Here is a 26,259-nt window from a genome sequence, read left to right as displayed (position 1 = left end):
CCTACCGGGTGGCCGGAAGGTGACGGTCGGTGGCGGGAGGACCGGCGGTGGGAACCCCAGAGGCGTCCGAGGCGTAGGTAAGGGAGGAAGGCCCGTGACGGAGGGACCCGGATGGTGCGACGTCGAGTGGTGACGGCCGTGGTGGCCGCGACCGCGCTGCTGGCGGTCGGCTGCTCCTCCGGTGGCGGAGGCACGCCGGGTGGTGGCGAGAGTTCCTCGGCCGGCTCCGCGGCGCCGTCGTCCCCCGGGCGGACCGCCGAAGAGACACCGCCTGCCAAGGGGTCGGTGCGGGTGGTGCGCACGGTCGCCGATCACCTCAAGACACCCTGGGGCCTGGCTCCGCTGCCCGGCGGCGGGCTCCTGGTCTCCTCCCGTGACGACGGGACGATCACCCGGGTCGACGACAGGACCGGCCGGAAGACCCTTCTGGGCACGGTGCCCGGCGTCGCCGCCGACGGTGAGGGCGGTCTGCTGGGCATCGCGCTCTCCCCGGACCACGCCTCGGACCACCTGGTCTACGCCTACCTGACGACCGACTCCGACAACCGCATCGTCCGCATGCTGTACGACCCGCGGAAGCCGGCCGGTGAGCAGCTCGGCGCACCGGACACCGTGTTCAAGGGCATCCCGAAGGGCTTCATCCACAACGGCGGCCGTATCGCGTTCGGCCCCGACGGCATGCTGTACGCGGGCACCGGCGAGTCGGGCGACCGGGGACTGGCCCAGGACCGGAACTCGCTCGGCGGCAAGATCCTGCGCATGACCCCCGAGGGCGAGCCCGCACCCGGCAACCCCTTCGGGAACTCGGTGGTGTACTCGTACGGACACCGCAACGTGCAGGGCCTGGCCTGGGACGACAAGCAGCGGCTGTACGCCTCCGAGTTCGGACAGGACACCTGGGACGAGCTGAACGCGATCAAGCCGGGCGGCAACTACGGCTGGCCGGACGCCGAGGGCAGGTCGAGCGACCCCCAGTACCAGAACCCGATCGCCCAGTGGCCCACCGACGTGGCCTCCCCCAGCGGCATCGCCTACGCCGAGGGCTCGATCTGGATGGCGGGGCTGCGCGGGCAGCGGCTGTGGCGCATCCCGCTGAAGGGCACGGAGACCTCGGCGCCCCCGCAGGCGTTCCTCACCGGCGCCCACGGCCGTCTGCGCACCGTGGTCGCGGCCGGCGGCGACAAGCTGTGGCTGACGACGAGCAACACGGACGGCCGGGGCAAGCCGTCGCCGTCCGACGACCGGATTCTCGAGGTGGAGGTCTCGTAGACCGGCGGTCCCGCTCAGTCCTCGTCGGGCTCGGGATCGGGATCGGGCTCGGCGGGAGCCGGTTTCGGCAGGCGTATGACCACCGTGCCCGACGCCAGGTCGATGGGACCACGGCCCGGATCGCCGTCCGTGACGTCCACCCGGGTCAGTTCCAGACGCTTCTGCTCATCGTGGGTGTGTTTGCGGCCCGGCGCGAACAGTTCCTCGAACATGTTGAACACGGCGCCTCCCTGGGGCCGGATTCCCGTCAGCGTAAGCCTCAGCCCGCGGCCTGGACAGGGGGCGCCTCGACCGGGAACAACCGCAACCGGTGGGCCACCGCCGCCGCCTCGCCCCGCCCCGCGACACCCAGCTTCGCCAGGATGTTGGAGACGTGGACGCTGGCGGTCTTCGGGGAGATGAACAGCTCCTCCGCTATCTGCCGGTTGCTGCGGCCGATCGCGACCAGGCGGAGCACGTCCCGCTCCCGGTTGGTCAGCCCCAGGGACTCGGCGGGATCGAGCGCGGCCGGTTCCGGGGCGCGGGTGAGGGTGAGGCGGGCGCGCCGGGCGAGGAGGGCGACCGAGTCGGCGAGCGGCCGGGCACCGAGGTGGTCGGCCACCGCCCCGGCCAGCCGCAGCAGCTCGGCGGCCCGCTCGCGCGCGTCCTCGTCGCCGCCCGGGGCCAGCAGGGACTCGGCGAGCCGGTGCCGGACCCGGGCCAGGTCGTAGGGGCGGTCCAGTGGCTCGAAGGCGGTCACGGCCTCCGCCCAGACGTCCGGTGCGCCACGGCCCTCGGCGCGCAGCAGTTCGGCGCGGACCCAGCATGCGTACGCCTGCCACACCGGCACGTTCGCGGCGAGTGTCTTCGCGGTGCCGCGGATCCGCTCGAGCGTCTCGGCGCGGCCGGGCTCGGCGGCGGGAAGCCCCAGTGCGTCGGCCTCGGCGGTGGCGGCGGCGAGCAGCAGCGGCCAGCCGTAGCGCTGGGTGCCGGGAGGAAAGCCCCTGCTCAGAGCGGTGGCGAGGGCGGCGCGGGCGTCGGTGAGGCGGCCCTCGCCGGCGGCGATCCCGATGGTGACGTGCTCCAGCCTCAGCTCGTGCTGCGGCATGCTGTCGTGCGTGCCCAAGTGTGCGCGGGCGGCGGCCAACTGCCGTCCCGCCTCGGCCAGGTCGCCGCGGGCGAGCGCCAGGTGCGCGTGGATCGTGGCCCGGAAGGCGCGGGGCTTGGCGCTCTGGCCGACCCGCTCGGAGTGGAGCCCGGCCTCGGCGGCCTCGTCCCAGCGGCCCAGGGAGTAGAGGGATTCGCCGAGGTTGGCCCACACCCAGGCCTCGGAATCCGTCAGCCCCAGCTTCCGGGTGATCTCCAGGCCTTCGCGGAGCACCTCGACAGCCTCCCGGGAACGGCCGATGCCTTCGAGGTGGGACGGCAGGTTCACATGCAGGCGGCCCCTGACATAGGCCTCGCCGAGGGCGGCCGCCTGCTCCTTGACCTCGTAGATCTCGGCGAGCCCGGTGTCGATGTCACCCGCGTCGACCAGGAGGCCGCCCAGGGTGAGGCGGGCGTTGAGCTCTATGTCACGGGCGCCGACCATGCGCGCGTACTCCACGGCGCGCTCGGCGGCGGAAAAAGCTTCCGGGCCGGGCTCGTGCACCATCGACCAGCCGGCGACCATGGCGAGCACCTCGGCGTGCACCTCCGAGGGCGGCAGACCCCGTACCAGCTCCTGGGCCGTGGCGAGTTCCTTCCATCCGTCGCCGCGGCCCGTGTTCTGCACCAGGCGGGAGCGCTGCACCCAGAACCAGGCGGCGCGAAGGGGGTCGGGATCCTCCTCCAGCAGGCGCAGGGCCCGTCTCGTGATCTTCAGGGCGCGCTCCCGCTCCCCGCACAGCCGGCCCGCCACGGCCGCCTCGGCCATCAGGTCGAGGTAGCGCAGGGGTGTGGTCGCCGGGTCGCAGCCGCAGGGAGGGTAGACCTCGGCGTGGTCCACGGGCCGCAGGGCCGCCCGCACGTCGTCGGGGGCGAGGTCCCACAGCTCCATCGCCCGCTCCAGGAGCCGCAGTTGTTCGGAGTGGGCGTGCCGGCGGCGGGCCTCCACCGCGGCGTCGAGGACGGCGGGCAGGGCCTTGGCGGCGTCGTGCGCGTGGTACCAGTAGCTGGCCAGGCGGGTGGCCCGCTGGTCGGCGGGGACGAGCGTGGGGTCGGCCTCCAGTGCCTCGGCGTAGCGCCGGTTGAGACGCGAGCGCTCGCCGGGGAGCAGGTCGTCGCTGACGGCCTCGCGGACCAGGGAGTGGCGGAAGCGGTAGCCGTCCCCGTCCGGGGTGGCGAGGAGGATGTTGGCGCCGACGGCGGCACGCAGGGCCTCGATGAGGTCGTCCTCGGCGAGTGAGGCGACGGCCGCGAGGAGGCGGTACTCGACGGTGGAGCCGCCCTCGGCGACGGCCCGGGCGACCCGCTGCGCGGTCTCTGGCAGCGCCTCGACACGGACCAGGAGGAGGTCGCGCAGGGAGTCGGTGAGGCCGGTGCAGCAGCCGTCCTGGGCGGCGACCGCCAGCTCCTCGACGAAGAACGCGTTGCCGTCGGAGCGGGCGAAGATGTCGTCGACCTGGGCCGGGTCGGGGTCGGCGGCCAGGATGCCCGCTATCTGGCGTTCGACCTCGGTGCGGTTGAACCGGTCCAGCTCGATGCGGCGGACGGTGCGCAGGCGGTCGAGTTCGGCGAGGAGGGGGCGCAGCGGGTGGCGGCGGTGGATGTCGTCGGAGCGGTAGGTGGCGACGACGACCAGACGGCCGCTGCGCAGCGTACGCAGGAGGTAGGCGAGCAGGTGGCGGGTGGAGGCGTCGGCCCAGTGCAGGTCCTCCAGGGCGAGGACGACGGTACGGCGGGCGGCGATCCGCTCGAGCAGGCGGGCGGTGAGCTCGAAGAGGCGGGCCATGCCCTCCTCGTCGTCCCGCGGCCCGCGGCGTGCCTCGCCGAGTTCGGGCAGCAGCCGGGCGAGCTCCTCCTCCTGGCCGGCGGCGGCCTCGGCGAGTTCCTCGGGCAGCTGTCGGCGCAGGGCGCGCAGGGCGGTGGAGAACGGCGCGAAGGGCAGCCCGTCGGCGCCGATCTCGACGCAGCCACCGAGTGCGACGACGGCGTCCCGGCGGGTCGCGGCCGCCGTGAACTCCTCCAGCAGCCGGGTCTTGCCGACGCCCGCCTCGCCCCCGACGAGCAGCGCCTGGGGCTCCCCGGCCGCGGCGCGGGCGAACGCGTCGTGCAACGCCCCCAACTCCTCGTCGCGGCCGACGAAAACGGGGCTGACGGACCTGGTCTCCACGCCCCCGAGCATGTCACGAGGCACTGACAGAGCGGCACCGATTATCCGCGCCGGTGACGGCGAAGCGGCCGCCCCCGGTGGTCCGGGGACGGCCGCCGCGGTGGGTCGGGCGAGGTCGGCGTGCGTCCGGAGCGCGGGGCCCGCGGAGCCGTGCCCCCACGGCCGCGTGTTCACGCCGCGCGGGTGAAGACGCTCCGGCCCCGGCGGGAACTATGGGACCGGGTCTGGCGGGCCGCGTGGTCGGCGGACCGGCGGCGGCGCTGGGCCGTGCGGACGAGGCGGTAGTCGTCGGCCTCGCGGATCAGCTGGGCGGAACGGATCTTGTGCAGCTCGTACGCGAACATGTGCGTCCCCCTCGGAAGGTGTGGTGCGCATCGCTTCTGCGCTGCCTCAACCTTCGTTTCCGAGGGGGGTCCGTCGCATCGGGAAAGTTACGCATCTTCCGGCTCGGTAGGGGCCTTAGATGCGAAGAGGGGGTCTTAGGGCCCCGGCGGGAGTGCCGGAGACGCCCCAAGACCCCTCATACCGCGTGCCTCAACTGGCGGACGGCAGCCCGAGCAGGATGTCCGTGTACTTCAGTACGGCCAGGAACAGGCCGACGACACCCAGCGCGATACCGCCCCACGCCACCGACTTGATCCACGCGGCCTGCGGCTTCCCGGGCGCCCCGAACCCCGGCCGGGCCAGCACCACGACGCCCACGATCAGCGCGGCGAGTGCGAACAGGCCGCCCCACAGCGCGGTGGCGTGCCATGCGTCGCCGTAGACCGCCTTGATCTGCTTGGCGACGCTCGCCTGGGACGAGGTCCGCAACTGGCCGATGAGCTGCTGGCGCGCTCCGGCCACGGTGCCGAGCCAGCTGCCGCTGAGCGAGACGAAGCCGAGCGCGGCCGAAACGACCGCCCCGGCGCCCTGGCCGATACCGGACGGTCCCTGCGGCGCGACCTCGCCGTCGGCCTCCGTGACCTCGGCGGCCTCCGTGGCCTCGGCCTCCCTCGCCTCGGCGGCCCTGGTGACCTCCGCCTTCTCCTCGTCGTTCGTCGCCTCGACGCCGCTCGCGGCCCTGGCCTCGTCCACTGTCTTGGTTCCCATGCCTCGCACCGTACGGACGCTGTCTGAGAGGTCTCTTAACGATCGACTCTTGTGATCGACACTTGGTGGTCGACTCTCAGCGGTCGTCGCGGTCGTCACGCGCGCGTGCCGCACGCCACTCGGGGGCGAGCACCGACCAGACCTCGATGTCCTGCCGCACGCCCCGGTGCGGGTACGCCTCGCGGAGCACCCCTTCCCGGGTCATGCCGAGCCGTCGCGCCACGTTGACGCTCGGTTCGTTGGCGGACGACGCGTACCACTCCACACGGTGCATGCCGCGCTCGTCAAACGCCCAGTCGACCAGCACCCGCGCCCCACGGGTGACAAGACCTCGCCCGGCCGCCGCGGGCTCCAGCCAGCAGCCGAGCTCACAGTTGCCGGCGGCGGTGTCGAAGACGCGGAACAGCAGTCCGCCGACCAGCTTGCCGTCCAGCCACAGCCCGTGCAGGAAGCCGCTGTCGGCGGCGCGCTTGTCGGCGTACCCCTTGAGGATCTCCCGGGCGGAGTCCACGTCGGTGGCGTTCTCCCCGAACCGGATGTGCCGGGTGATGAACTCCCGCCCGCGGTCGAGGTGCGCGAGGAACTCCTCGGCGTGCCAGGGCTCCAGGGGCCGCAGCTCGGCTCCGTCGTCACCCAGGGATATCGCGTACATCCTGCTCCCGCTCCTTCAGCAGCACGTCGACCAGGGCGTCCTCCTCGGGACGCCGCCCAGGGATCGTCGCACGGCACTCGGGCGGTTCGATGCTGATCCGCGGCAGCCGGCGCTCCAGCCAGGAGGGCAGCCACCAGTTGGCGGCGCCGAGGAGGTGCATCAGGGCGGGGACGAGCAGCGTGCGCAGCACGAAGGCATCGAGGGCGACGGCGGAGGCGAGCGCGATGCCGAACATGGCGATCACGCGGTCGCCGCCGAGCACGAAGGACAGGAAGACGGAGATCATGATGACCGCCGCCGAGTTGATCACCCGGCTGGTCTCGGCGAGCCCGATGCGCACGGCGCGGCGGTTGTCGCCGGTCTCCAGCCACTCCTCGTACATGCGGCTGACCAGGAACACCTGGTAGTCCATGGACAGCCCGAAGAGCACGGAGACCATGATCACGGGGAGGAAGGGCTCGATCGGGCCGGCGCTGCCGAGGCCCAGCAGCTCACTCCCCCAGCCCCACTGGAAGATCGCGACGACCACGCCGAAGGCGGCGGCGACGGCGGCGAGGTTCATCGCGGCGGCCTTCAGCGGGATGCCGAAGGACCGGAAGGCCAGCAGGAGCAGCACGCAGCCCAGGCCGATCACCACGCTCACGAACAGCGGCAGCTTGCCGACGATCACGCTCGCGAAGTCGTCGTAGCCGGCCGTCACCCCGCCCACGTACAGGTCGAGGGTGGTGCCCTTCTCGGCGCGCGGCAGCACGTCGGAGCGCAGCCGCTTCACCAGGTCGCTGGTCTGCTGGGACTGCGGGGCGGAGTCGGGTACGACGGTGAGGTACGCCGTGGTGCCGCTGCCGTCGTACGTCACCGGCGTCACGGCGGCGACGCCCTTGGTCGCGGCGAGCGTGGAGTCGAGGTTGTCGAGGGCGAGCTTGTCCTCGGCGCCGCCGACCTTGCCGACCAGGGTGAGCGGGCCGTTGACGCCGGGGCCGAAGCCCTCGGCGAGGAGGTCGTACGCCTGCCGGGTGGTCGACGACTTCGGGTCGTTGCCCTGGTCGGAGGTGCCCAGGTGGAGGGAGAGCGTGGGCAGCGCGAGCAGCGCCATGACGGCCAGGGCGACGGCGCCGAGCTTCTTGGGGTGGCGCTCGACGAACGCGGACCAGCGGGCAGCGAGCCCGGTCGGCATCTCGGGTTCGGGTCCGTGCTCGTAGAGCCTGCGCCGCTCGCGCCTGCTCAGGGCGCGCGGGCCGATGAAGGACAGCAGGGCGGGCAGCAGGGTCACCGAGGCCGCGACGGTGAGCAGCACGGTCAGGCAGGCCGCGACCGCGACGCCGTTGAGGAAGCCGAGCCTGAGGATCAGCATGCCGAGCAGCGCGATGCACACGGTGGCGCCCGCGAAGACGACGGCCCGTCCGGTGGTGTGTACGGCGTTCACGGCGGCCTCGGCCACGGGGACGCCGCGCTTGAGGCTGCGGCGGTGCCTGGTCACGATGAACAGCGCGTAGTCGATGCCGACGCCGAGCCCGATCAGCAGGCCGAGCATGGGCGCGAAGTCGGCGACCGTCATCGCGTGCCCGAGCAGGTCGATGCCGAAATAGGCGGTGCCCACACCGATCAGCGCGGTCCCGATGGGCAGCAGGGAGGCGGCGAGGGAGCCGAAGGCGAGGAAGAGGACCACGGCGGCGACGGCCACGCCGATGGCCTCGGCGACGTGCCCGCCCTGCGCCTCGGTGAGCGAGACGGCGCTGCCGCCGAGCTCCACCTGGAGCCCGCGGGTCTCGGCGGCCTTGGCGGCGCTGACGACGGCCTGGGCCTCGCCCTTCTTGATGTTCTGGGCCTCGTGGGCGAAGGTGACCGTCGCGTACGCGGTGTGGCCGTCGCGGCTGATGGCGTCGCTGCGGTTGCCCTCGTAGGGGTTGGTGACGGAGGCGACGCCGGGAAGGTCTTCGATGCGGTCCAGGGTGCGGGTCATGGCCTGCTGGACGTCGGTGGCGCGCACGCTGCCGTCGGCGGTGTGCCAGACGACGGTGTCGCTGTCGCCGCTCAGGTGCGGGAAGCTCTTCTGGATCAACCGGTAGGCGCGGTCGGACTCGGTGCCGGGGGCGCCGTAGTTGTTCGAGTACGCGGAGCCCGTGACGGCCGCCGCGGAGGTGACGCCGGCGAAGGCGATCAGCCACAGCAGGACGGTGAGAAGGCGGTGGCGGACACACCAACGTGCAAGGGCTGCCACAGATCGTGCTCCCTGGGGTATTTCGTGGATCTTTGCCTCGGGGACAGCCGCTGGGGGAACTGAACAGCCCGCAAAGAACGCATGAGCAATCCACAACACTTTCGCAGCCGGAAAAGATCGTTTGTCACTTTCGTGGCGTTACTCACGGGAATGGGACCCACGTCACAGGACAATCCCAGCAACTCTGTCGCCACTTAAGGTTTTTGTAAGCGAACGAGGGGCAGTACACCGGATTCGGTGTACTGCCCCTCGGGAGCGTTCCGCGATCCGCGTCAGCCTTCGCTGACGCCGAGCTTCTGAAGGATCAGCTCCTTGACGCGGGCCGCGTCGGCCTGACCGCGGGTGGCCTTCATGACGGCGCCGACCAGGGCGCCGGCCGCGGCCACCTTGCCGCCGCGGATCTTGTCCGCGATGGCCGGGTTGCCGGCGATGGCCTCGTCGACGGCGGCGGTCAGCGCGCCCTCGTCGGAGACGACCTTCAGACCGCGCTTCTCGACGACCTCGTCCGGGGTGCCCTCGCCCGCGAGGACGCCCTCGATGACCTGGCGGGCCAGCTTGTCGTTGAGGTCGCCCGACTCCACGAGCTTGGTCACGCGGGCGACCTGCTCCGGCGTGATCGGCAGCTCGTCCAGGGCCTTGCCCGACTCGTTGGCGTTGCGAGCCAGCTCGCCCATCCACCACTTGCGCGCGGCGGCCGCGTCGGCGCCCGCGTCGATGGTGGCGACGATCAGGTCCAGGGCACCGGCGTTGAGGATCGCCTGCATGTCGGTGGCGGAGACGCCCCACTCCTCGCGCAGCCGGTTGCGGCGCACCAGCGGCAGCTCGGGCAGCGAGGTGCGCAGCTCCTCGACCCACTCGCGCGGGGGCGCCACCGGGACGAGGTCCGGCTCGGGGAAGTACCGGTAGTCCTCGGCCTCCTCCTTGGTCCGGCCCGAGGTGGTCGTGCCGGTGTCCTCGTGGAAGTGGCGGGTCTCCTGGGTCACCGTGCCGCCGCTGTCGAGCACTGCGGCGTGGCGCTGGATCTCGTAGCGGCAGGCGCGCTCGACGGAGCGCAGCGAGTTGACGTTCTTGGTCTCGCTGCGGGTGCCGAACTTCTCCGAGCCCTTGGGCATCAGCGACAGGTTCACATCACAGCGCATCTGGCCCATCTCCATGCGGGCCTCGGAGACGCCGAGCGCCCGGATGAGCTCGCGCAGCTCGCGGACGTACGCCTTCGCCACCTCCGGCGCGCGCTCGCCGGCGCCGACGATCGGCTTGGTGACGATCTCGATCAGCGGGATGCCGGCACGGTTGTAGTCCAGCAGCGAGTGCTGGGCGCCGTGGATACGGCCGGTGGCGCCGCCGACGTGCGTCGACTTGCCGGTGTCCTCCTCCATGTGGGCGCGCTCGATCTCCACGCGGAAGGTGGTGCCGTCCTCCAGCTGCACGTCGAGGTAGCCGTTGAAGGCGATCGGCTCGTCGTACTGGGAGGTCTGGAAGTTCTTCGGCATGTCCGGATAGAAGTAGTTCTTCCGGGCGAAGCGGCACCACTCGGCGATCTCGCAGTTCAGCGCGAGACCGATCCTGATCGCGGACTCCACGCCGGTCGCGTTGACGACGGGGAGGGAGCCGGGCAGGCCGAGGCAGGTGGGGCAGGTCTGGGTGTTCGGCTCGGCGCCGAGCGCCGTGGAACAGCCGCAGAACATCTTGGTCCTGGTGCCGAGTTCGACATGGACCTCGAGGCCCATGACGGGGTCGTACGACGCCAGCGCGTCCTCGTACGACACCAGGTCGGTCGTGGTGGTCACGGTGAAACTTTCCCTCTCAGCCCAGCAGGACGTCGTCGTCGCCCAGGCGCTTCAGCTCCCGCACGAGCAGGGCGAGGCCGGTGACGATGGCGGCGGCGGACACGGCGGCGTCGATCAGGCGCAGCGTGTCGTGTTCGAGGCGGGCCTTCTTGACCTGCTTCGCGACACTGATCGCGCCGAACGCGGTGGTGGCCATGGACAGGTACGTACCGGACTTGGACTTCTTGAAGCCCTTGGCCTTGGACAGCGCCTTACTCACAGCGACGGAGCCTCCTCGAGAAGCGGGTGCCCCCACTTTTCCACGAAGGCGGCCTCGACGGCGGCGCCGACCTTGTAGAGGCGGTCGTCCTTCATCGCCGGGGCGATGATCTGCAGGCCGACGGGGAGGTTGTCCTCGGGCGCCAGACCGCAGGGCAGCGACATGGCGGCGTTGCCGGCCAGGTTGACCGGGATGGTGCACAGGTCGGCCAGGTACATCGCCATCGGGTCGTCTGCGCGCTCACCGATCGGGAAGGCGGTGGTGGGGGTCGTGGGCGACACGATCACGTCCACCTTCTCGAACGACTTCTCGAAGTCGCGGGTGATGAGCGTACGGACCTTCTGGGCGGAGCCGTAGTACGCGTCGTAGTAGCCGCTGGACAGCGCGTAGGTGCCGAGGATGATGCGGCGCTTGACCTCGGGGCCGAAGCCCTCGGCACGGGTGAGAGAGGTGACCTCCTCGGCGGAGTGCGTGCCGTCGTCACCGCTGCGCAGGCCGTAGCGCAGGCCGTCGAAGCGGGCGAGGTTGCTGGAGCACTCGCTCGGGGCGATCAGGTAGTACGCGGCCAGCGCCAGGTCGAAGGACGGGCAGTCCAGCTCGACGATCTCCGCGCCCAGCTCCTTCAGCAGCGCGACGGACTCGTCGAAGCGCTGCAGGACGCCGGCCTGGTAGCCCTCGCCGCGGAACTGCTTGACGACACCGACGCGCATGCCCGCCACGGAGCCGTTCCGGGCGGCCTCGACGACCGGCGGGACCGGGGCGTCGATGGAGGTGGAGTCCAGCGGGTCGTGCCCGGCGATGACCTCGTGCAGCAGGGCCGCGTCCAGGACCGTACGGGCGCAGGGACCGCCCTGGTCGAGGGAGCTGGAGAAGGCGACCATGCCGTAGCGGGAGACACCGCCGTAGGTCGGCTTGACGCCGACCGTGCCGGTGACGGCCGCGGGCTGGCGGATGGAGCCGCCGGTGTCGGTGCCGACGGCGAGCGGCGCCTGGAAGGAGGCGAGCGCGGCGCTCGACCCACCGCCGGAACCGCCGGGGATACGGGTGAGGTCCCACGGGTTGCCGGTCGGCCCGAACGCGCTGTTCTCCGTCGACGACCCCATGGCGAACTCGTCCATGTTGGTCTTGCCGAGGATGACGACGTCCGCGTCCTTCAGCTTCTTGGTGAGGGTCGCGTCGTACGGCGGGATCCAGCCCTCGAGGATCTTGGAGCCGACCGTGGTCGGGATCCCCTTGGTGGTGAAGATGTCCTTCAGCGCGAGCGGCACACCGGCGAGCGGGCCGAGCTTCTCGCCGCGCTCCCGCTTCTCGTCGACGGCACGGGCCTGGGCGAGCGCGCCCTCGCGGTCGACGTGCAGGAAGGCGTGCACCTTCTCGTCGACGGCCTCGATCCGGTCGAGGTGGGCCTCGGCGACCTCGACGGCGGTCAGCTCGCCGGAGGCGATCTTCGCGGCCGTCTCGGCTGCGGTGAGCCGGATGATGCTGTTCTTGTCCGTCATGGTGGGCTACTCCTCCCCCAGGATCTGCGGCACCTTGAAACGCTGCTGCTCCTGGGCCGGGGCGCCGGACAGCGCCTGCTCGGGGGTGAGCGACGGACGGACCTCGTCCGGGCGCATGACGTTCGTCAGCGGCAGCGGGTGAGAGGTCGGCGGTACGTCTTGGTCGGCGACCTCGCTGACGCGGGCTACCGCGCCGATGATGTCGTCGAGCTGGCCGGCGAAGTGGTCGAGCTCTTCGGGCTTCAGCTCCAGACGCGCCAGCCGGGCGAGGTGGGCGACCTCCTCGCGCGTGATGCCAGGCATGCAGCGATCCTCTGGGGTGAGTGTGTGTGGTTTGGGCCTAGGGCCTGTCGGCACAGTCCCGTCGTCCGCCCGAAGGGCGGGCCGTGCGTGCCAGACGCCGCACGGCAGGCGGGAATGTGTCGACAGGTCCTAATCCTATGGGGCGGGGCGGCGTCCCCGTGAAACGGTTTGCCGGGCCCCGCCCCTCAGCCTCGGCGCCCGGGGAGGGCGCCCGCCCCTCAGCCTCGGCGCCCTTCCCACGCCTCGCTGCGCAGAAAGTGGTTGTCGTACAGGTCCTGCACCTCCAGCAGGCTCTCCCGGGTGGCCTCACCGAGGGCGATGCGCCGGAGGTGACGGAAGTACTCGAAGCGCTCGACACCCGGGGTGATGACGATGAGCAGGTCGGCGTCCGCACCGGGTACGGCGGCGAAGGCGTGCGGCTTGCCGGGCGGAACGATGACGAGGTCGCCCGGCCCGGCGGTGACGATGTCCTCCCCGGAGAGGATGTCGGCGGCGCCGTCGAGCAGGAAGAACATCTCGGCGGAGTTGTCGTGCCAGTGCGGCTTGGCACCGTCGGCACCGGCCGTGAGGGTGACGCGCTGGGTGGACAGCGCCCCACCTGTCCGGCTGCTGTCGGCCAGCAGCCGGATCGTGGCCGGGGCACGGCCGACCACCTCGGCCTCCGCCTCCCGGACGATCACCGACTCGTCGAACTTCGGTACGAACAGCGACATGTGCGACTCCCTGGTGTCGGTACGGGCGTGATCAGACGGCGAAGAGCAGACCGGCGCCGATGAGGACAACGACCGCGGTGGCGACGTGGCCCGAAGGCCACGGCCTTCGTGCCGCCGTGACGCAGGACCATCAGCATGTCGAAGAACGGCACGGGCGCCACGGCGAGCAGGAACCAGGCCTCGGCACGGGTGCCGACGAGGCCCATGAACGCCGGCTCGCCCTGCTGGTCGGGCACTTCGCGGCGGGGACGAGCTGATCACGGCGGCTGCCGGGTCAGCCGAGCCGCCCGGGGTCGTCCGCGGCGGCCGCGGGGAGCGCGGCCCTGGGGCGCTGCCACCCCCGTACTCCTCGGGCCCGCAGCCACGTCGTCATCTCCTCCGCGGGCATCGCCGCGGCGACCAGCCATCCCTGCACCGCGTCGCAGCCCAGGTCCCGCAGCCGCTCCCATGTCTCGTCGTCCTCGACCCCCTCCGCGACGACGAGCAGTCCCAGCGAATGCGCGAGGTCCACCGTGCAGCGCACGATCTCGGCGTCCTCCGCGTCCACCGCGAGCCGCGCCACGAACGACCGGTCGATCTTCAGCTCGCTCACCGGCAGCCGCCGCAGATGCACGAGCGACGAGTAGCCCGTACCGAAGTCGTCCAGCGACATCTTCACGCCGTGCCCGGCCAGCCCCGCCAGCGTGTCCGCGGCCCGCTGGGGGTCCTCCAGGAGCACGTGTTCCGTGATCTCCAGCTGGAGCGCCCCCGCCGGCACCCCGTGCCGCGCCAGCCGCGCCGCGACCGACCCGGCGAACCCCGGCGTGTGGACGTCGCGCGGCGAGACGTTCACCGCGACCGGCACCGTGAGCCCCTGCGCCCGCCACCGCGCCACCTGCTCGAGCGCCGTCTCCAGCACGTACTCCGTCAGGTGCGGCATCAGCCCGGACGACTCCGCGATCGCGATGAACTCGTCCGGCGGCACCTTCCCGCGCTCGGGATGCACCCACCGCACGAGCGCCTCGAGCCCGGCGACCTGCCCGTCGAAGCGCACCTTCGGCTGGTAGTGCAACTGCACCTCGTGCGCGTCCAGCGCCCGCCGCAGATCACCCAGCAGCCCGAGCCGGTCGGGCGTGTTCGAGTCCCGCTTGGACTCGTACACCTCCACCCCGGTGCGGTCCCGCTTCGCCTGGTACATCGCGACGTCCGCCCGCCGCAGCAGCCCCTCCGCGTCCAGCGCGTGGTCGGGGAAGACGGCGACCCCGGCGCTGGCCTCCAGGACGAGCGTGAGCCCGTCCAGATCGAGCGGCGAGCTGAGTGCGGCGACCAGGCTGCGGGCCGCCCTCGACGCGGACGTCGTGGAGTCCGCGACCGGCAGTAAGACCGCGAACTCGTCGCCCCCGAGCCGCGCGGCCTCCGCCCCGCGCGGCAGGGCCAGCCGCAGCCGCTCGGCTATCTGCAGCAGCAGCCGGTCGCCCGCGAGATGGCCGAGCGTGTCGTTCACGGATCGGAAGCGGTCGAGGTCGATGAGCATCAGGGCGGCCCGTGCCCCGATCCGCTCGGCGTCGTCGAGGGCCGTCCAGGTGCGCTCCAGCAGCCACTGCCGGTTGGGCAACCCGGTCAGCCGGTCGCGCAGCTGCTCCTCGGCGCGGGCACGGGCTATCCACAAGGTGGAGTCCAGGGCGATGAGCGGGATGGAGAACAGCGGCAGCAGGACCGGCACCGCGACGGCGACGACGCAGACCAGGGGGGCGATGCCGAGCAGCGCGACGGCGAGGAGTCCGTGCCGCACCAGGGCGGTGCGGGCGACGGTGGGCAGGCCGCCGGCGCGCGGCGCGTGCAGGTACCACAGGAGCAGCCGGGTCACGGCGAGGTACGCGGTGGCGACGAGGACGACCTGGGGGGCGGCGTAGAGGGTCCAGGCGGCCGGGTCCCAGGGCGTCTCGACGGTCGGCACCCGCCCGAAGGCGGCCAGTACGAGGGCTCCGGCGCCGATGCCGAGGAGGTCGACCGCGCCGTGCAGTACGCCCTGCCGCCAGCGGCCCAGCCGGGCTGTGCCGACCAGGACGACGACGGTGAGGCTGACCATCACGGCGGGCACCCAGCCGTACAGCAGCAGGACGGCGAGGGTGAGGGCGGCTCCCGAGCCCGTGCCGCCCCACCAGCGGGAGCGGCCGAGCATGACCAGGTGACCGACGATGATGCCGGTGAGCACGGCCAGGGACCAGCCGACGGCGCCGGACGGGAAGAGCGCGTGCTGTTCGCCGAACGCCCGGTAGAACCCGGCGCCGAGGACGAACCCGGCGGCCGCGACCACCACCGCGGGCAGCGCGGGCCAAGACATGTGCCGCTCCCCGTCCTGGCCGGGCAGCGCGGAGGAGCTCCCGTCGGCGAGCGCGCCGCTGCCGGGCGGCAGGGCCGGTAGCGAGGCCGTGCCCTGGGTGCTTCCCGCCGCGACTCCGGCGCCGGGGTCGGGGGGTGCCCCCGGAAGAGCCCGTGGCACGGTACGCGGGCCGCCCGTACCCGCGTGCCCCGACGGTCGCACGATCCGGCGCCCTGCCCGCCAGGCGCCGGAAACCCGGCGCAGGCGCAGCCGTGAGTCCGGGGCGGCGCTCTTGGTCGGTTCCATTCCCGTCCCTCTCACAGCCGGTGCCCTCGCCACGCGGCCCGATTGCCCGACGAACCGTCAACGGCACCGCGACTGAAAACCCACCACGCGTCCGGGCACGGCAGGCGCACAGCTCAACAGTAGGCCGCACAAGGCTTTCCCGGGCAGCGGTCGTCGACGGTTGCCCGAATGCGCCCCGGCCACCCGTATGCATCTGGTATGCGCCGAACGGGTGACCTTCAACCGCTACTCCCCGGTGGGAAGCGCGACTTCCGCGGCTGCTTCCGGCCCTCGTTCCAACAGGACGTCGAAACCGTCCTCATCCAGCACGGGGACCTTCAGCTGCATGGCCTTGTCGTACTTCGATCCAGGATTCTCGCCCACCACGACGAAGGACGTCTTCTTGGAGACAGAACCGGTCACCTTCGCGCCACGGCTCTGCAAAGCCTCCTTCGCGCCGTCCCGTGTGTACTGCCCGAGCGTTCCGGTGACGACCACCGTGAGGCCCTCCAGCGGACGCGGCCCCTCGTCCTCGCCGGAGCCTTCCTCCTCCATACGGACGCCCGCGGCCTTCCACTTGCGGATGATGTCGCGGTGCCAGTCCTCGGTGAACCACTGCTTGAGGGAGGCGGCGATGATGGGCCCGACCCCGTCGGTGGCGGCCAGCTCCGCTTCGCTCGCCTGGTCGATCCGTTCGATCGACCGGAACTCGCGAGCCAGCGCCTCGGCCGCCACGGGGCCGACGTGACGGATCGACAGGCCGGTGAGGATGCGGGCGAGCGGACGCTCCTTGGCGGCCGCGATGTTCTCCAGCATCGCGAGCGCGTTCTTCTTCGGCTCGCCCTGCTGGTTGGCGAAGACCGTGACGATCTTCTCCTCGCCGGTCTTCGGGTCCCGCTTGGGCAGGCCGCTGTCCTGGTCGAGGACGTACGCCTTGATGGGCAGCAGCTGTTCGACGGTGAGGTCGAACAGGTCGCCCTCGTCCTTCAGCGGCGGTTCGGCGGGCTCCAGGGGCTGGGTGAGGGCGGCGGCGGCGACGTATCCGAAGTGCTCGATGTCCAGCGCCTTGCGGCCCGCGAGGTAGAACAGGCGCTCGCGCAGCTGGGCGGGGCAGGAACGAGCGTTCGGGCAACGCAGATCGACGTCGCCCTCCTTCATGGGCCGCAGCGGTGTGCCGCACTCGGGGCACTCGGACGGCATCACGAACTCCTGCTCCGTGCCGTCGCGCAGGTCGACGACCGGGCCGAGGATCTCCGGGATGACGTCACCGGCCTTGCGCAGCACCACCGTGTCGCCGATGAGCACGCCCTTGGCCTTGACCACGTCCTGGTTGTGCAGGGTGGCGAACTCGACCTCCGAGCCGGCCACGGTGACCGGCTCGACCTGGGCGTACGGGGTGACCCGGCCGGTACGGCCCACGCCCACGCGGATGTTGATGAGCTTGGTGTTGACCTCCTCCGGCGCGTACTTGTACGCGATCGCCCAGCGCGGGGCGCGGGAGGTGGAGCCGAGGCGGCCCTGGAGCGGGATCTCGTCGAGCTTGACGACGACTCCGTCGATCTCGTGCTCCACGGAGTGGCGGTTCTCCCCGAAGTAGGCGATGAACTGCCGTACGCCGTCGAGGTCGTCGACCACCTTGTTGTGCCGGGCGGTGGGCAGGCCCCAGGACTTCAGCAGGTCGTACGCCTCGGAGAGGCGGGTGAGGCCGTCCTTGAACCCCTTCAGGGCGCCGATGCCGTGGACCACCATGTGCAGCGGACGGGTGGCGGTGATGCGCGGGTCCTTCTGGCGCAGGGAACCGGCCGCCGCGTTGCGGGGGTTGGCGAAGGGCTTGTCGCCGCCCGCCACCAGCCGGGCGTTGAGCTCCTCGAACTTCTCCATGGGGAAGTAGACCTCGCCGCGGATCTCCACGAGGTCGGGGACGTGGTCGCCCTTGAGACGGTCCGGGATCTCCGCGATCGTACGGACGTTGGGGGTGATGTCCTCGCCGGTGCGGCCGTCGCCACGGGTCGCCGCGCGCGTGAGGCGGCCGTGCTCATAGGTGAGGTTGACGGCGAGGCCGTCCACCTTCAGCTCGCACAGGAAGTGGTACGCGGAGGTGCCGACCTCCTTGGCGACGCGGTCGGCCCAGGCGGCGAGCTCCTCGTCGTCGAACGCGTTGTCCAGCGAGAGCATGCGTTCGCGGTGCTGGACGGCCGTGAACTCCGTCTCGTAGGCCCCCGCGACCTTCTGGGTGGGCGAGTTGGGGGTGCGCAGCTCCGGGTACTGCTCCTCGAGCGCTTCGAGGGAGCGCAGAAGCTGGTCGAACTCCGCGTCGCTGATGACGGGAGCGTCCTTCACATAGTACCGGAAGCGGTGCTCCTCGATCTGCTCGGCGAGCTGCGCGTGCTGCTCCCGGGCCTCGGCGGGCACCGTCGTCTCCGCTTGCTTTTCGCCGGCCACCGTGTTGTCCTCCCGTTACTCTGGGTTGTCCGCGAGGGATCTCGCCGCCCGGACGCAGTGGGCGAGCGCCCTGCGCGCGTAGTCCGGGGAGGCGCCCGCGAGCCCGCACGTCGGCGTGACCGTGACCGCCTCCGCGAGAAGCCCCGGATTCAGCCCCAGCCTGCGCCACAGCGTCCTGACACCCATGACGCTACCGGCAGGGTCTGACAATGGGCCGTCCACGGACGGTACGACCCCGGCGAGCAGCCGTGTACCCCCCTCCACGGCCTCCCCGATCGCCTCGTCGTCACGCTCGGTGAGCAGGGAGAAGTCGAACGAGACCCCGTCGGCGCCCGCCCTGCGGAGGAGGGCGAACGGGACGTCCGGGGCGCAGGAGTGGACGACGACCGGGCCGTCCGTGTGCACGCCGATCACCTCCCGCAAGGTGGCCTCGACGATCTGCCGGTCCACGGCCCGGTGGGTGCGGTAGCCGCTCGCGGTCCTCACCCGGCCGCGCAGTACGGCGGTGAGGGAGGGTTCGTCGAGCTGGAGGACGAGCCGGGCGCCGGGGACGCGGCGCCGCACCTCGTCGAGATGGATCCGAAGGCCCTCGGCGAGCGAGCCCGCGAGGTCCCGGCATGCGCCGGGGTCGGACAGTGCCGCCTCGCCGTTCTTCAGCTCCAGCGCGGCGGCGAGCGTCCACGGGCCCACCGCCTGCACTTTCAGCGCTCCCTCGTACTCCTGCGTGAACTCCTCGAGCGCGTCGAGGTCCTCGCCGAGCCAGGCGCGCGCCCGCCGGGTGTCCCGCCCCGGCCGGTCCCCGAACCGCCAGCCGCTCGGCTCCACGCGCGCGTACAGGTCGACGAGCATCCCCGCGGTCCGCCCGATCATGTCCGCACCGGGCCCCCGCGCGGGCAGCTCGGCAAGAAAGGGAAAGTCCTCGAAGCTCCCGGTGACGGTCTTGGCCGCCTCCCGGGCGTCCCCACCGGGCATGGACCCCACGCCGGTGGCGGCCCCGAAGGCGAACTGGCTGTTCTCACTCACCCCGGCAGCCTATGCAATCGGCCGGTACGCTCACCGCCCCGGCCGCACCGTCACGTCGTTGACCTCCGCGTCCCTCGGCAGGTCCAGGCACATCAGGACCGTCGTCGCCACCGACTCGGGGTCGATCCACCGGGACGGGTCGTACTGCTTGCCCTCCTGCTGGTGGACCTTGGCCTGCATCGGGCTCGCCGTGCGGCCGGGGTAGACCGAGGTGACCCGGACGCCGTTCGCGCGCTCCTCCTCCCGTAGGGAGTCCGCGAGGGCCTTCAGGCCGTGCTTGGAGGCCGCGTACGCCGACCACTCCGCGTGGGCGTTCAGGCCCGCCCCCGAGTTCACGAAGACCACCTGGCCGCGTGCGGCGCGCAGCTGCGGCAGGAAGAGGCGGGTCAGCTCGGCGGGCGCGACCAGGTTGACGTTCAGCTGGTGGTGCCAGGACTTCGGGGTCAGCTCGCCCACCCGTCCCAGGTCGACCACGCCCGCGATGTGCAGCAGGGAGTCCACCCGGTCCGGCAGGCTCTGGTGCGAGAGGGCCCAGGACAGCCTGTCGGGCTCCGCGAGGTCGCCCACCAGCGTCCGCGCCCCGGGAAACTCCGCCGCGAGCTCCTTCGCCCGCCCCGCGTCGCGCGCGTGCAGCACCAGGTCGTCCCCGCGCGCGTGCAGGCGGCGGGCGACGGACGCGCCGATGCCGGAGCCCGCACCGGTGATCACATGAGTAGCCATGCCCGCCATGCTCGCACCACCGCGTCACTGGATTCCCAGCGACTCCTCCAGGTACGCCAGCGCCCCGACCGGCTCCTCGGCGAAGAACACCAGCTCCGCGAGGGGCCTGGGCAGGAAGCCCTCGTCCTCCATGCGCCGGAACTGCTCCTTCAGGCCGTCGTAGAAACCCGCGGTGTTCAGCAGGACCACCGGCTTGTCGGTGTGCCCGTGCTTCTTCAGTTCCAGGATCTCGGTCGCCTCGTCCAGGGTCCCGGTGCCACCCACCATGATCACGACCGCGTCGGCCTTCTCCAGGAGCAGCTTCTTGCGCTCGGCGAGGTCCCTGGCGACCACCATCTCGTCGACGCCCTCCCTCGCCTTGTGCGAGAGGAACTCGACGGAAACACCCGTCAGCCGGCCGCCGGCCTCGTGCACCCCGTCCGCGACCACCTTCATCAGCCCGACGTCGGAGCCGCCCCACACCAGGGTGTGCCCGCCCTTGCCGAGCAGTTCGGCGAACTCGCGGGCGGGCCGCGTGTAGGTCTCGGAGAGGTCGGCGGCGGAGAGGAAGACGCAAATGTTCATGCCGACCACCGTACGCGGGAAGAACCGGGTCCCCGCGAGCGCTTTTCCGGTATGACCGAAGGACACACGATCACCATCGAGCAGGGCGACCGGCACGTGCGCGTGGTGCACGGTGGCCAGATCCTGGCGGACAGCGACCGCCCCCTGGTACTGCGCGAGACAGGCTGTCCCGTGCGGTACTACATCCCCGTCGAGGACGTCCGGACGGACCTCCTGACACCCTCGGACACCCACACGGTCTGCCCCTTCAAGGGAACGGCGTCGTACTGGTCCCTGCCGGACGCGCCGGACCTCGTCTGGGCGTATCCGGATCCCAAGCCGGACGTCGCCCGGATCAAGGACCACCTCTGCTTCTACGAAGTCGAGGTGTCTTGACCGATTGGCGGCGTGGTCTGCGGCAGTCTCTCAGTCATGGACAAGCAGACCATCTCGCGCGACGGCACCCCCATCGCCTACGAACGCACCGGTAAGGGCCCGGCGGTCGTCCTCGTGAGCGGCGCGATGTCCACGGGCGCCACAATGGCGCCCCTGGCCGCGCGCCTCTCGGACCGCTTCAGCGTCACCGTGTACGACCGCCGGGGCCGCGGCGCGAGCGGCGACAGCGCGCCGTACGCCGTGGACCGCGAGGTCGAGGACCTGGCGGCGCTCATCGAGGCCGCGGGCGGCGAGGCATCGCTGTACGGCGTCTCGTCGGGCGGCGCGCTCGTGCTGCGGGCGGCTGCGGGCGGGCTGCCGGTTCGTCAGGTCGCGGTGTACGAGGTGCCGTTCGCCGACTACGGGGAGGGTGGCGCCGAGGAGCGCGCGCAGTACACGCGGAATCTGACCGAGGCGCTCGCGGCCGGTCGGCGCGGCGACGCGGTGGAGCTGTTCCTGAGGCTCACCGGCCTGGCCGAGGCGGTGATCGCGACCGCCCGCCAGTCCCCCATGTGGGCGGACATGGAGGCGATCGCGCACACCCTCGCCTACGACGACGCCGTGATGGGCGACGGCCTGGTGCCCCGGGATCGGCTGGCCTCGATCACGGTCCCGGTCCTGGCCGTCTCGGGCGACGAGAGCCCTCCGTGGCTGCGCAGGGCGGCCGAGGCGATCGCCCGAGCGGCGTCCCGAGGCTCACACCGCGCGCTGGAGGGCCAGACCCACGTGGTGGATCCCGCGGTGCTGGCACCGGTGCTGGCGGACTTCTTCGACCGGTAGCCCCTGGGACCGGTGGCCGCGGGCTACGCCACCCCGGCCGTCGCCCGCACCGTGGAGGCGATCGTCGCGGAGCCCACCACGCGCGTGCCGTCGTACAGCACGATGGCCTGGCCGGGGGCCACACCGCGGACCGGCTCGGTGAAGCGGACCCTCAGCTCGCCGTCGACCGGTTCGGCGGTCACCTCGGTCTCGCCGCCGTGGGCGCGGAGCTGGGCCGTGTAGGTGCCGGGGCCGTCCGGGGCCGTTCCGCACCAGCGGGGCTTGATCGCCGTCAGGGCACAGACGTCCAGGGAGGACGCGGGGCCGACGGTGACCGTGTTCGTCACCGGGGAGATGTCCAGGACGTAGCGCGGCTTGCCGTCCGGGGCCGGCGTGCCGATCCTGAGGCCCTTGCGCTGGCCGATCGTGAAGCCGTACGCGCCGTCGTGCGTGCCCAGCCTGGCGCCGGACTCGTCGACGATGTCGCCCTCGGCCTTGCCGAGCCGGCGGGCGAGGAAGCCCTGGGTGTCGCCGTCGGCGATGAAGCAGATGTCGTGCGAGTCGGGCTTCTTGGCGACCGCGAGGCCGCGGCGCTCGGCCTCCGCGCGGATCTCGTCCTTGGTGGTGAGCGTGTCGCCGAGCGGGAACATGGCGTGTGCGAGCTGCTTGTCGTCGAGCACGCCGAGCACGTACGACTGGTCCTTCGCCATGTCGGAGGCGCGGTGCAGCTCGCGGGAGCCGTCGGGCAACGTCACGATCTTCGCGTAGTGGCCGGTGCAGACCGCGTCGAAGCCCAGCGCCAGCGCCTTGTCGAGCAGCGCCGCGAACTTGATCTTCTCGTTGCAGCGCAGGCACGGGTTCGGGGTGCGTCCGGCCTCGTACTCGGCGACGAAGTCCTCGACCACGTCCTCGCGGAACCTGTCGGCGAGGTCCCAGACGTAGAAGGGGATGCCGATGACGTCCGCGGCGCGGCGGGCGTCGCGCGAGTCCTCGATGGTGCAACAGCCGCGCGCGCCCGTGCGGAACGACTGCGGGTTCGCGGACAGCGCGAGGTGGACGCCGGTCACGTCGTGGCCCGACTCGGCGGCGCGGGCGGCGGCGACGGCGGAGTCGACCCCGCCGGACATGGCGGCGAGGACGCGGAGGGGGCGCTGCGGGGTGTCAGTCATAGCCCTTCAAGGGTACGGGGCCGCGGGAACCGGTGTCGGGGAGTATCCGTTGACGATCACAGCGGGGATCACATGGGGGATCACATGGCGGACAGGGACGGCGACCGGCGGCTCGGGCGGCGCGCGCTGATCCTCGGCGGCACGGCGGCCGCCGTGGGCACGGCCGTGCTGGCGCGGCGGGAGCTGGCGCATGTGTGGTGGCGGCTGCCCGGTGTCGAGAAGCCGCGGGTGCAGGGCGCGGTCGACTTCCCCGGTGCCCTGTGGCTGGCCGCGTCGCCGGCGAACCTGCGGCGCGCGGACCGGCCGGACGACTACGGAATAGACCGTGTGATCATCCATGTCACCCAGGGCGGCTACAGCAGCGCGGTGAAGGTGTTCCAGGACCCCGGGCACGGTGCGGCGGCCCACTACATCGTGCGCCGGGACGGCCGGGTCACCCAGATGATCCGCGAGCTGGACGTGGCGTTCCACGCGGGCAACCGGGAGTACAACGAGCGCAGCGTCGGCATCGAGCACGAGGGGTTCGTGGAGCGGGCGTCGTCCTTCACCGACGCGATGTACGCGGCGTCGGCGCGGCTCACAGCGGCGGTCTGCGGGCGGTACGGGATACCCGTCGACCGGGAGCACATCATCGGGCACGCCCAGGTGCCGGGGACGGACCACACGGACCCGGGGCCGCACTGGGACTGGGAGCGGTACATCGGGCTCGTACGGCGGGAGCGGGCGGCGCGGGCCCGGTAGGGCCCGGAGGCCCGCCAGGGCTCGGAGGCCGGTGTCAGGTCAGTCCCGCCGTGCGCGCGCGCTCCACCGCGGGGCCGATCGCCTTCGCGACCGCCGCCACGTCGGCCTCCGTGGACGTGTGGCCCAGGGAGAAGCGCAGGGTGCCGCGGGCGAGGTCCGGGTCGGAGCCGGTGGCGAGCAGGACATGGCTCGGCTGGGCCACCCCCGCCGTGCAGGCGGAGCCCGTGGAGCACTCGATGCCCTGTGCGTCCAGCAGCAGGAGCAGGGAGTCGCCCTCGCAGCCGGGGAACGTGAAGTGGGCGTTGGCCGGGAGCCGGTCCACCGGGTCACCGCCCAGGATCGCGTCCGGGACCGCCTTGCGGACCTCCTCGATCAGGTCGTCGCGCAGGGCGCCGATCTCGCGGGCGAACCACTCGCGCTGCTCGGCGGCGAGCCGTCCGGCGACCGCGAAGGAGGCGATGGCGGGCACGTCCAGGGTGCCGGAGCGCACATGGCGTTCCTGGCCGCCGCCGTGCAGCACCGGGACGGGGCTGTACTGGCGGCCGAGGACGAGCGCGCCGATGCCGTACGGGCCGCCGATCTTGTGGCCGGAGACCGTCATCGCGGCGAGGCCCGAGGACTCGAAGTCGACGGGGACCTGGCCGAATGCCTGGACGGCGTCCGCGTGCAGCGGGACGTCGAACTCGCCTGCGGTCTCGGCCAGTTCGCGGACCGGCATGACGGTGCCGATCTCGTTGTTCGCCCACATCACGGTCACGAGGGCGACGTCGTCGGGGTCGCGGGCGATGGCCTCGCGCAGGGCCTCGGGGTGGACGCGGCCGTAGGCGTCGACGGGCAGGTACTCGACGGTGGCGCCCTCGTGTTCGCCGAGCCAGTGGACGGCGTCCAGGACGGCGTGGTGTTCCACGGGGCTGGCGAGGACGCGGGTGCGGGCCGGGTCGGCGGCGCGGCGGGCCCAGAACAGGCCCTTCACGGCGAGGTTGTCGGCCTCGGTGCCGCCGGAGGTGAAGACCACCTCACTGGGGCGGGCGCCGAGGGCTTCCGCGAGGGTTTCGCGGGCCTCTTCGACGGTTCGCCTGGCGCGGCGGCCCGATGCGTGCAGCGAGGAGGCGTTGCCCGTGATGCCGAGGTACGCGGTCAGGGCCTCTGCCGCCTCGGGGAGCATCGGGGTGGTCGCGGCGTGGTCGAGGTATGCCATGGTGACGCCAATTCTAGGCCCCACCCGTTCGGTGGCCGGTGTGGCCGGGCGTCGGCGCAACCTCACCCGCTTCCTGGTGGCGGCGGTCAGAAGCTCCAGGACACCGTGTGGTCCAGCTGCATGAACGTCACCAGGAGCACCAGGTCCGCCACGCCCAGGCCGAGGCCGAGCAGGGCGCGGCCCCGGCGGGCCGTGCCGCGCCACAGGGCCACCGCGGCCAGGGCGATGGCGATCGGGCCCAGCACGAGGTTGAGGACGAGCAGGCCGAGCAGGCCGAGGATGAAGGACGCGACGGCCATGCCGTTCGCGTCGCGCACGCCGGTGCGGCCGGCCGGAGCGGCGGTCGCCTTGCCGCGTGCGGCGGTGTCCTTGGTTCGTACGGCGGTGAGTTGCATGACGGTCAGCTCCCGAGAGTCGAAGGACGTACGGCGGTCTTAGTGGGCCGACGTGTGCCGACGGCGCCCGTGCCGCTCGCGGACCGCGAAGACCACGAGCCAGACGGCGATGACGGCCGCGGCGACGAGGGTGAAGGAGAGCGGGGCGTGGGCCACGGTGCCCAGGACGGTGCCCAGCAGCAGGAGCGCGGCGACGAGGAACAGCATGGGACGAGATCCCCCTCCGGGATGCCTCTCGTGACGTTTCGGTGAACGGTTGTAGTTACACTTGTTCACTGACTTCCCAGTCTAGCGTGTCCCATGGCTTTCCAATTACAGAGAACAGTTGTTAACTGCATGGCATGAGTCACACCCTCGGCATCCGGCAGGCCCAGAAGCAGAAGACCCGGCAGGCGCTGCTGGACGCGGCGCTCGGTCTGCTGGAGGAGCAGAGCCTGAGCAGCCTGGGTCTGCGCGAGGTCACCCGGGCGGTCGGCGTCGCACCCACCGCCTTCTACCGGCATTTCCGGTCGACCGCGGATCTCGGCGTGGAGCTGGTCGAGGAGGCCCTCGGCAGCCTCCATCCGATGATCGAGTCCACGGTCTCCGCGACCGGCGACAGCGACGACCGCATCGAGCGCGCCGTCGGCCTGATCGCCCGTCATGTGGACGCGTACCCCGCACACGTACGGTTCATCGCCCGCGAACGGCACGGCGGCGTCCAGCCGGTGCGGGAGGCGATACGCCGGCAACTCGCCCGGTTCGCCGAGGAGGTGAAGGTCGCGCTGGCCGAGCACCCCGAGTCCGCCGGGTGGAGCGAGGAGGACCTGCTGATGCTCGCCGGTCTGTACGTCGACCAGATGCTGGTGACCGCCTCCCAGTTCCTGGAGGCCATGGAGGGCGCCGCCGAGGACCGGGAGCGGGTGGCCCGGCTCGCCGTCCAGCGGATGCGGCTGATCAGCATCGGCCGCCACCACTGGAAGGAGTGACGGGCGGGAGGCCAGCCCTGGGCCTGCTGCCCGGAGTCGCCGTTGCCCGCCGACGACGAGCCGCCCGCACCGCAGGCCGTCAGGACCAGGGGCGAGAGCCGCTTGGGGCTTGACCCGGGGCGTCCGGTGACGCGACCGCGCGGCGGACAAGAGGGACGCCAAGTCACGTTGCCGGCCTGCGCGTTCGCCCCGGGA

The 26,259-nt window shown here is 72.0% G+C and carries 25 protein-coding genes and 1 pseudogene; 5 read left to right on the top strand and 21 right to left on the bottom strand.

Features of this window, described 5'->3' with window-relative positions; all coding sequences use genetic code 11:
• The first annotated feature begins 111 nt into the window (after positions 1–111).
• Positions 112–1,269: a sorbosone dehydrogenase family protein gene (locus tag C3488_RS04770; RefSeq protein WP_103838031.1), complete on the top strand. Its 1,158-nt coding sequence runs from the start codon at positions 112–114 to the stop codon at positions 1,267–1,269.
• Positions 1,270–1,283: 14 nt separating this feature from the next.
• On the opposite strand, the gene C3488_RS04765 is transcribed toward C3488_RS04770, so the two are convergent.
• From C3488_RS04765 to C3488_RS04695, 17 genes and pseudogenes are all read right to left on the bottom strand, one after another.
• Positions 1,284–1,490, bottom strand: coding sequence for a DUF6191 domain-containing protein (locus C3488_RS04765; RefSeq protein ID WP_103838030.1), 207 nt, complete (start codon positions 1,488–1,490; stop codon positions 1,284–1,286).
• 38 nt (positions 1,491–1,528) lie between these two features.
• Complete coding sequence (locus C3488_RS04760; RefSeq protein WP_103838029.1) at positions 1,529–4,573, bottom strand: helix-turn-helix transcriptional regulator; 3,045 nt, start codon at positions 4,571–4,573, stop codon at positions 1,529–1,531.
• A 158-nt stretch (positions 4,574–4,731) separates the two neighbouring features.
• Entirely contained in the window at positions 4,732–4,905 is a 174-nt protein-coding gene (locus tag C3488_RS40390; protein ID WP_181138882.1) for a hypothetical protein, read from the bottom strand.
• 190 nt (positions 4,906–5,095) lie between these two features.
• Positions 5,096–5,653, bottom strand: a complete 558-nt coding sequence (locus tag C3488_RS04755) for a hypothetical protein (protein ID WP_103838028.1) — start codon at positions 5,651–5,653, stop codon at positions 5,096–5,098.
• Between the two features lie 76 nt (positions 5,654–5,729).
• Positions 5,730–6,305, bottom strand: coding sequence for a GNAT family N-acetyltransferase (locus tag C3488_RS04750; RefSeq protein ID WP_103838027.1), 576 nt, complete (start codon positions 6,303–6,305; stop codon positions 5,730–5,732).
• On the bottom strand, positions 6,283–8,523 hold the full coding sequence (locus tag C3488_RS04745) for an MMPL family transporter (protein WP_103838026.1): 2,241 nt from the start codon (positions 8,521–8,523) through the stop codon (positions 6,283–6,285). Before C3488_RS04745 ends, C3488_RS04750 begins: the two co-directional genes overlap by 23 nt.
• 272 nt (positions 8,524–8,795) lie before the next feature.
• Positions 8,796–10,310 carry an Asp-tRNA(Asn)/Glu-tRNA(Gln) amidotransferase subunit GatB gene (gatB, locus tag C3488_RS04740; protein ID WP_103838025.1) on the bottom strand — a complete coding sequence of 505 codons (1,515 nt, stop codon included), beginning with the start codon at positions 10,308–10,310 and terminating at the stop codon, positions 8,796–8,798.
• Between the two features lie 16 nt (positions 10,311–10,326).
• The gene (locus tag C3488_RS04735; protein ID WP_103838024.1) at positions 10,327–10,569 is read right to left on the bottom strand and encodes a hypothetical protein; all 243 of its coding nucleotides are present in this window, start codon (positions 10,567–10,569) and stop codon (positions 10,327–10,329) included.
• Positions 10,566–12,068 carry an Asp-tRNA(Asn)/Glu-tRNA(Gln) amidotransferase subunit GatA gene (gene gatA / locus C3488_RS04730; RefSeq protein ID WP_103838023.1) on the bottom strand — a complete coding sequence of 501 codons (1,503 nt, stop codon included), beginning with the start codon at positions 12,066–12,068 and terminating at the stop codon, positions 10,566–10,568. The genes C3488_RS04735 and gatA overlap by 4 nt, the downstream gene beginning before the upstream one ends.
• A 6-nt stretch (positions 12,069–12,074) precedes the next feature.
• The gene (gene gatC / locus C3488_RS04725; protein ID WP_004925108.1) at positions 12,075–12,371 is read right to left on the bottom strand and encodes an Asp-tRNA(Asn)/Glu-tRNA(Gln) amidotransferase subunit GatC; all 297 of its coding nucleotides are present in this window, start codon (positions 12,369–12,371) and stop codon (positions 12,075–12,077) included.
• A gap of 218 nt (positions 12,372–12,589) precedes the next feature.
• The gene (locus C3488_RS04720) at positions 12,590–13,084 is read right to left on the bottom strand and encodes a cupin domain-containing protein (RefSeq protein ID WP_103838022.1); all 495 of its coding nucleotides are present in this window, start codon (positions 13,082–13,084) and stop codon (positions 12,590–12,592) included.
• Between the two features lie 31 nt (positions 13,085–13,115).
• Positions 13,116–13,278 (bottom strand): annotated as a pseudogene (locus C3488_RS41320) (DUF4267 domain-containing protein); the annotation flags it as partial.
• 80 nt (positions 13,279–13,358) lie between these two features.
• Positions 13,359–15,692, bottom strand: a complete 2,334-nt coding sequence (locus C3488_RS04715; protein ID WP_103838021.1) for a bifunctional diguanylate cyclase/phosphodiesterase — start codon at positions 15,690–15,692, stop codon at positions 13,359–13,361.
• Positions 15,693–15,917: 225 nt separating this feature from the next.
• Positions 15,918–18,113: an NAD-dependent DNA ligase LigA gene (ligA, locus tag C3488_RS04710; RefSeq protein WP_103838020.1), complete on the bottom strand. Its 2,196-nt coding sequence runs from the start codon at positions 18,111–18,113 to the stop codon at positions 15,918–15,920.
• Between the two features lie 15 nt (positions 18,114–18,128).
• Complete coding sequence (locus tag C3488_RS04705; protein ID WP_103838019.1) at positions 18,129–19,136, bottom strand: methionine synthase; 1,008 nt, start codon at positions 19,134–19,136, stop codon at positions 18,129–18,131.
• 30 nt (positions 19,137–19,166) lie between these two features.
• Positions 19,167–19,865 (bottom strand): SDR family oxidoreductase, encoded by a 699-nt coding sequence (locus C3488_RS04700; RefSeq protein ID WP_103838018.1) that lies wholly within the window; start codon positions 19,863–19,865, stop codon positions 19,167–19,169.
• A gap of 15 nt (positions 19,866–19,880) precedes the next feature.
• Positions 19,881–20,420 (bottom strand): TIGR00730 family Rossman fold protein, encoded by a 540-nt coding sequence (locus C3488_RS04695; protein ID WP_103838017.1) that lies wholly within the window; start codon positions 20,418–20,420, stop codon positions 19,881–19,883.
• A gap of 51 nt (positions 20,421–20,471) precedes the next feature.
• Here C3488_RS04695 and C3488_RS04690 point away from each other — a divergent pair, with 51 nt between their 5' ends.
• Together C3488_RS04690 and C3488_RS04685 are read left to right on the top strand one after the other, a co-directional pair.
• Positions 20,472–20,795 carry a DUF427 domain-containing protein gene (locus tag C3488_RS04690; RefSeq protein ID WP_103838016.1) on the top strand — a complete coding sequence of 108 codons (324 nt, stop codon included), beginning with the start codon at positions 20,472–20,474 and terminating at the stop codon, positions 20,793–20,795.
• Positions 20,796–20,831: 36 nt separating this feature from the next.
• A complete protein-coding gene (locus tag C3488_RS04685; protein ID WP_103838015.1) occupies positions 20,832–21,614 on the top strand; it encodes an alpha/beta fold hydrolase in 783 nt (260 codons plus the stop codon).
• A gap of 23 nt (positions 21,615–21,637) precedes the next feature.
• Here C3488_RS04685 and mnmA read toward each other — a convergent pair whose 3' ends face one another.
• Positions 21,638–22,762, bottom strand: coding sequence for a tRNA 2-thiouridine(34) synthase MnmA (mnmA, locus tag C3488_RS04680; protein WP_103838014.1), 1,125 nt, complete (start codon positions 22,760–22,762; stop codon positions 21,638–21,640).
• 84 nt (positions 22,763–22,846) lie between these two features.
• On the opposite strand from mnmA, the gene C3488_RS04675 reads away from it, so the two are divergent.
• The gene (locus C3488_RS04675; RefSeq protein WP_103838013.1) at positions 22,847–23,503 is read left to right on the top strand and encodes an N-acetylmuramoyl-L-alanine amidase; all 657 of its coding nucleotides are present in this window, start codon (positions 22,847–22,849) and stop codon (positions 23,501–23,503) included.
• Positions 23,504–23,537: 34 nt separating this feature from the next.
• On the opposite strand, the gene C3488_RS04670 is transcribed toward C3488_RS04675, so the two are convergent.
• The 3 genes from C3488_RS04670 to C3488_RS04660 all read right to left on the bottom strand — a co-directional run bounded on the left by C3488_RS04670 (position 23,538) and on the right by C3488_RS04660 (position 25,303).
• Positions 23,538–24,701 carry a cysteine desulfurase family protein gene (locus C3488_RS04670; RefSeq protein WP_103838012.1) on the bottom strand — a complete coding sequence of 388 codons (1,164 nt, stop codon included), beginning with the start codon at positions 24,699–24,701 and terminating at the stop codon, positions 23,538–23,540.
• A gap of 86 nt (positions 24,702–24,787) precedes the next feature.
• Positions 24,788–25,096 (bottom strand): DUF4190 domain-containing protein, encoded by a 309-nt coding sequence (locus C3488_RS04665; RefSeq protein ID WP_374955397.1) that lies wholly within the window; start codon positions 25,094–25,096, stop codon positions 24,788–24,790.
• Positions 25,097–25,135: 39 nt separating this feature from the next.
• Entirely contained in the window at positions 25,136–25,303 is a 168-nt protein-coding gene (locus C3488_RS04660) for a hypothetical protein (RefSeq protein WP_103838011.1), read from the bottom strand.
• A gap of 134 nt (positions 25,304–25,437) precedes the next feature.
• Here C3488_RS04660 and C3488_RS04655 point away from each other — a divergent pair, with 134 nt between their 5' ends.
• On the top strand, positions 25,438–26,064 hold the full coding sequence (locus C3488_RS04655; protein WP_103838010.1) for a TetR family transcriptional regulator: 627 nt from the start codon (positions 25,438–25,440) through the stop codon (positions 26,062–26,064).
• The last annotated feature ends 195 nt before the right edge of the window (positions 26,065–26,259 follow it).

Origin of the sequence: Streptomyces sp. Ru72 (assembly GCF_002920635.1) — a bacterium.
In the GTDB taxonomy this organism is placed as follows: domain Bacteria; phylum Actinomycetota; class Actinomycetes; order Streptomycetales; family Streptomycetaceae; genus Streptomyces.
The sequence above is the reverse complement of the archived record's forward strand: the minus strand, read 5'-3'. Positions and strand labels throughout refer to the sequence as shown.

What these genes read in the sequence shown, in the direction of transcription:
- C3488_RS04690 (WP_103838016.1), top strand. Translation starts at nt 20,472, where the DNA reads ATGACCGAAGGACACACGATCACCATCGAGCAGGGCGACCGGCACGTG.
- C3488_RS40390 (WP_181138882.1), bottom strand. Translation starts at nt 4,905, where the DNA reads ATGTTCGCGTACGAGCTGCACAAGATCCGTTCCGCCCAGCTGATCCGC.
- C3488_RS04670 (WP_103838012.1), bottom strand. Translation starts at nt 24,701, where the DNA reads ATGGCATACCTCGACCACGCCGCGACCACCCCGATGCTCCCCGAGGCG.
- mnmA (WP_103838014.1), bottom strand. Translation starts at nt 22,762, where the DNA reads ATGACTGACACCCCGCAGCGCCCCCTCCGCGTCCTCGCCGCCATGTCC.
- C3488_RS04665 (WP_374955397.1), bottom strand. Translation starts at nt 25,096, where the DNA reads ATGCAACTCACCGCCGTACGAACCAAGGACACCGCCGCACGCGGCAAG.
- C3488_RS04700 (WP_103838018.1), bottom strand. Translation starts at nt 19,865, where the DNA reads ATGGCGGGCATGGCTACTCATGTGATCACCGGTGCGGGCTCCGGCATC.
- C3488_RS04715 (WP_103838021.1), bottom strand. Translation starts at nt 15,692, where the DNA reads ATGGAACCGACCAAGAGCGCCGCCCCGGACTCACGGCTGCGCCTGCGC.
- C3488_RS04770 (WP_103838031.1), top strand. Translation starts at nt 112, where the DNA reads ATGGTGCGACGTCGAGTGGTGACGGCCGTGGTGGCCGCGACCGCGCTG.
- C3488_RS04660 (WP_103838011.1), bottom strand. Translation starts at nt 25,303, where the DNA reads ATGCTGTTCCTCGTCGCCGCGCTCCTGCTGCTGGGCACCGTCCTGGGC.
- gatA (WP_103838023.1), bottom strand. Translation starts at nt 12,068, where the DNA reads ATGACGGACAAGAACAGCATCATCCGGCTCACCGCAGCCGAGACGGCC.
- C3488_RS04685 (WP_103838015.1), top strand. Translation starts at nt 20,832, where the DNA reads ATGGACAAGCAGACCATCTCGCGCGACGGCACCCCCATCGCCTACGAA.
- C3488_RS04720 (WP_103838022.1), bottom strand. Translation starts at nt 13,084, where the DNA reads ATGTCGCTGTTCGTACCGAAGTTCGACGAGTCGGTGATCGTCCGGGAG.
- C3488_RS04750 (WP_103838027.1), bottom strand. Translation starts at nt 6,305, where the DNA reads ATGTACGCGATATCCCTGGGTGACGACGGAGCCGAGCTGCGGCCCCTG.
- C3488_RS04655 (WP_103838010.1), top strand. Translation starts at nt 25,438, where the DNA reads ATGAGTCACACCCTCGGCATCCGGCAGGCCCAGAAGCAGAAGACCCGG.
- gatC (WP_004925108.1), bottom strand. Translation starts at nt 12,371, where the DNA reads ATGCCTGGCATCACGCGCGAGGAGGTCGCCCACCTCGCCCGGCTGGCG.
- C3488_RS04675 (WP_103838013.1), top strand. Translation starts at nt 22,847, where the DNA reads ATGGCGGACAGGGACGGCGACCGGCGGCTCGGGCGGCGCGCGCTGATC.
- C3488_RS04755 (WP_103838028.1), bottom strand. Translation starts at nt 5,653, where the DNA reads ATGGGAACCAAGACAGTGGACGAGGCCAGGGCCGCGAGCGGCGTCGAG.
- C3488_RS04695 (WP_103838017.1), bottom strand. Translation starts at nt 20,420, where the DNA reads ATGAACATTTGCGTCTTCCTCTCCGCCGCCGACCTCTCCGAGACCTAC.
- C3488_RS04760 (WP_103838029.1), bottom strand. Translation starts at nt 4,573, where the DNA reads ATGCTCGGGGGCGTGGAGACCAGGTCCGTCAGCCCCGTTTTCGTCGGC.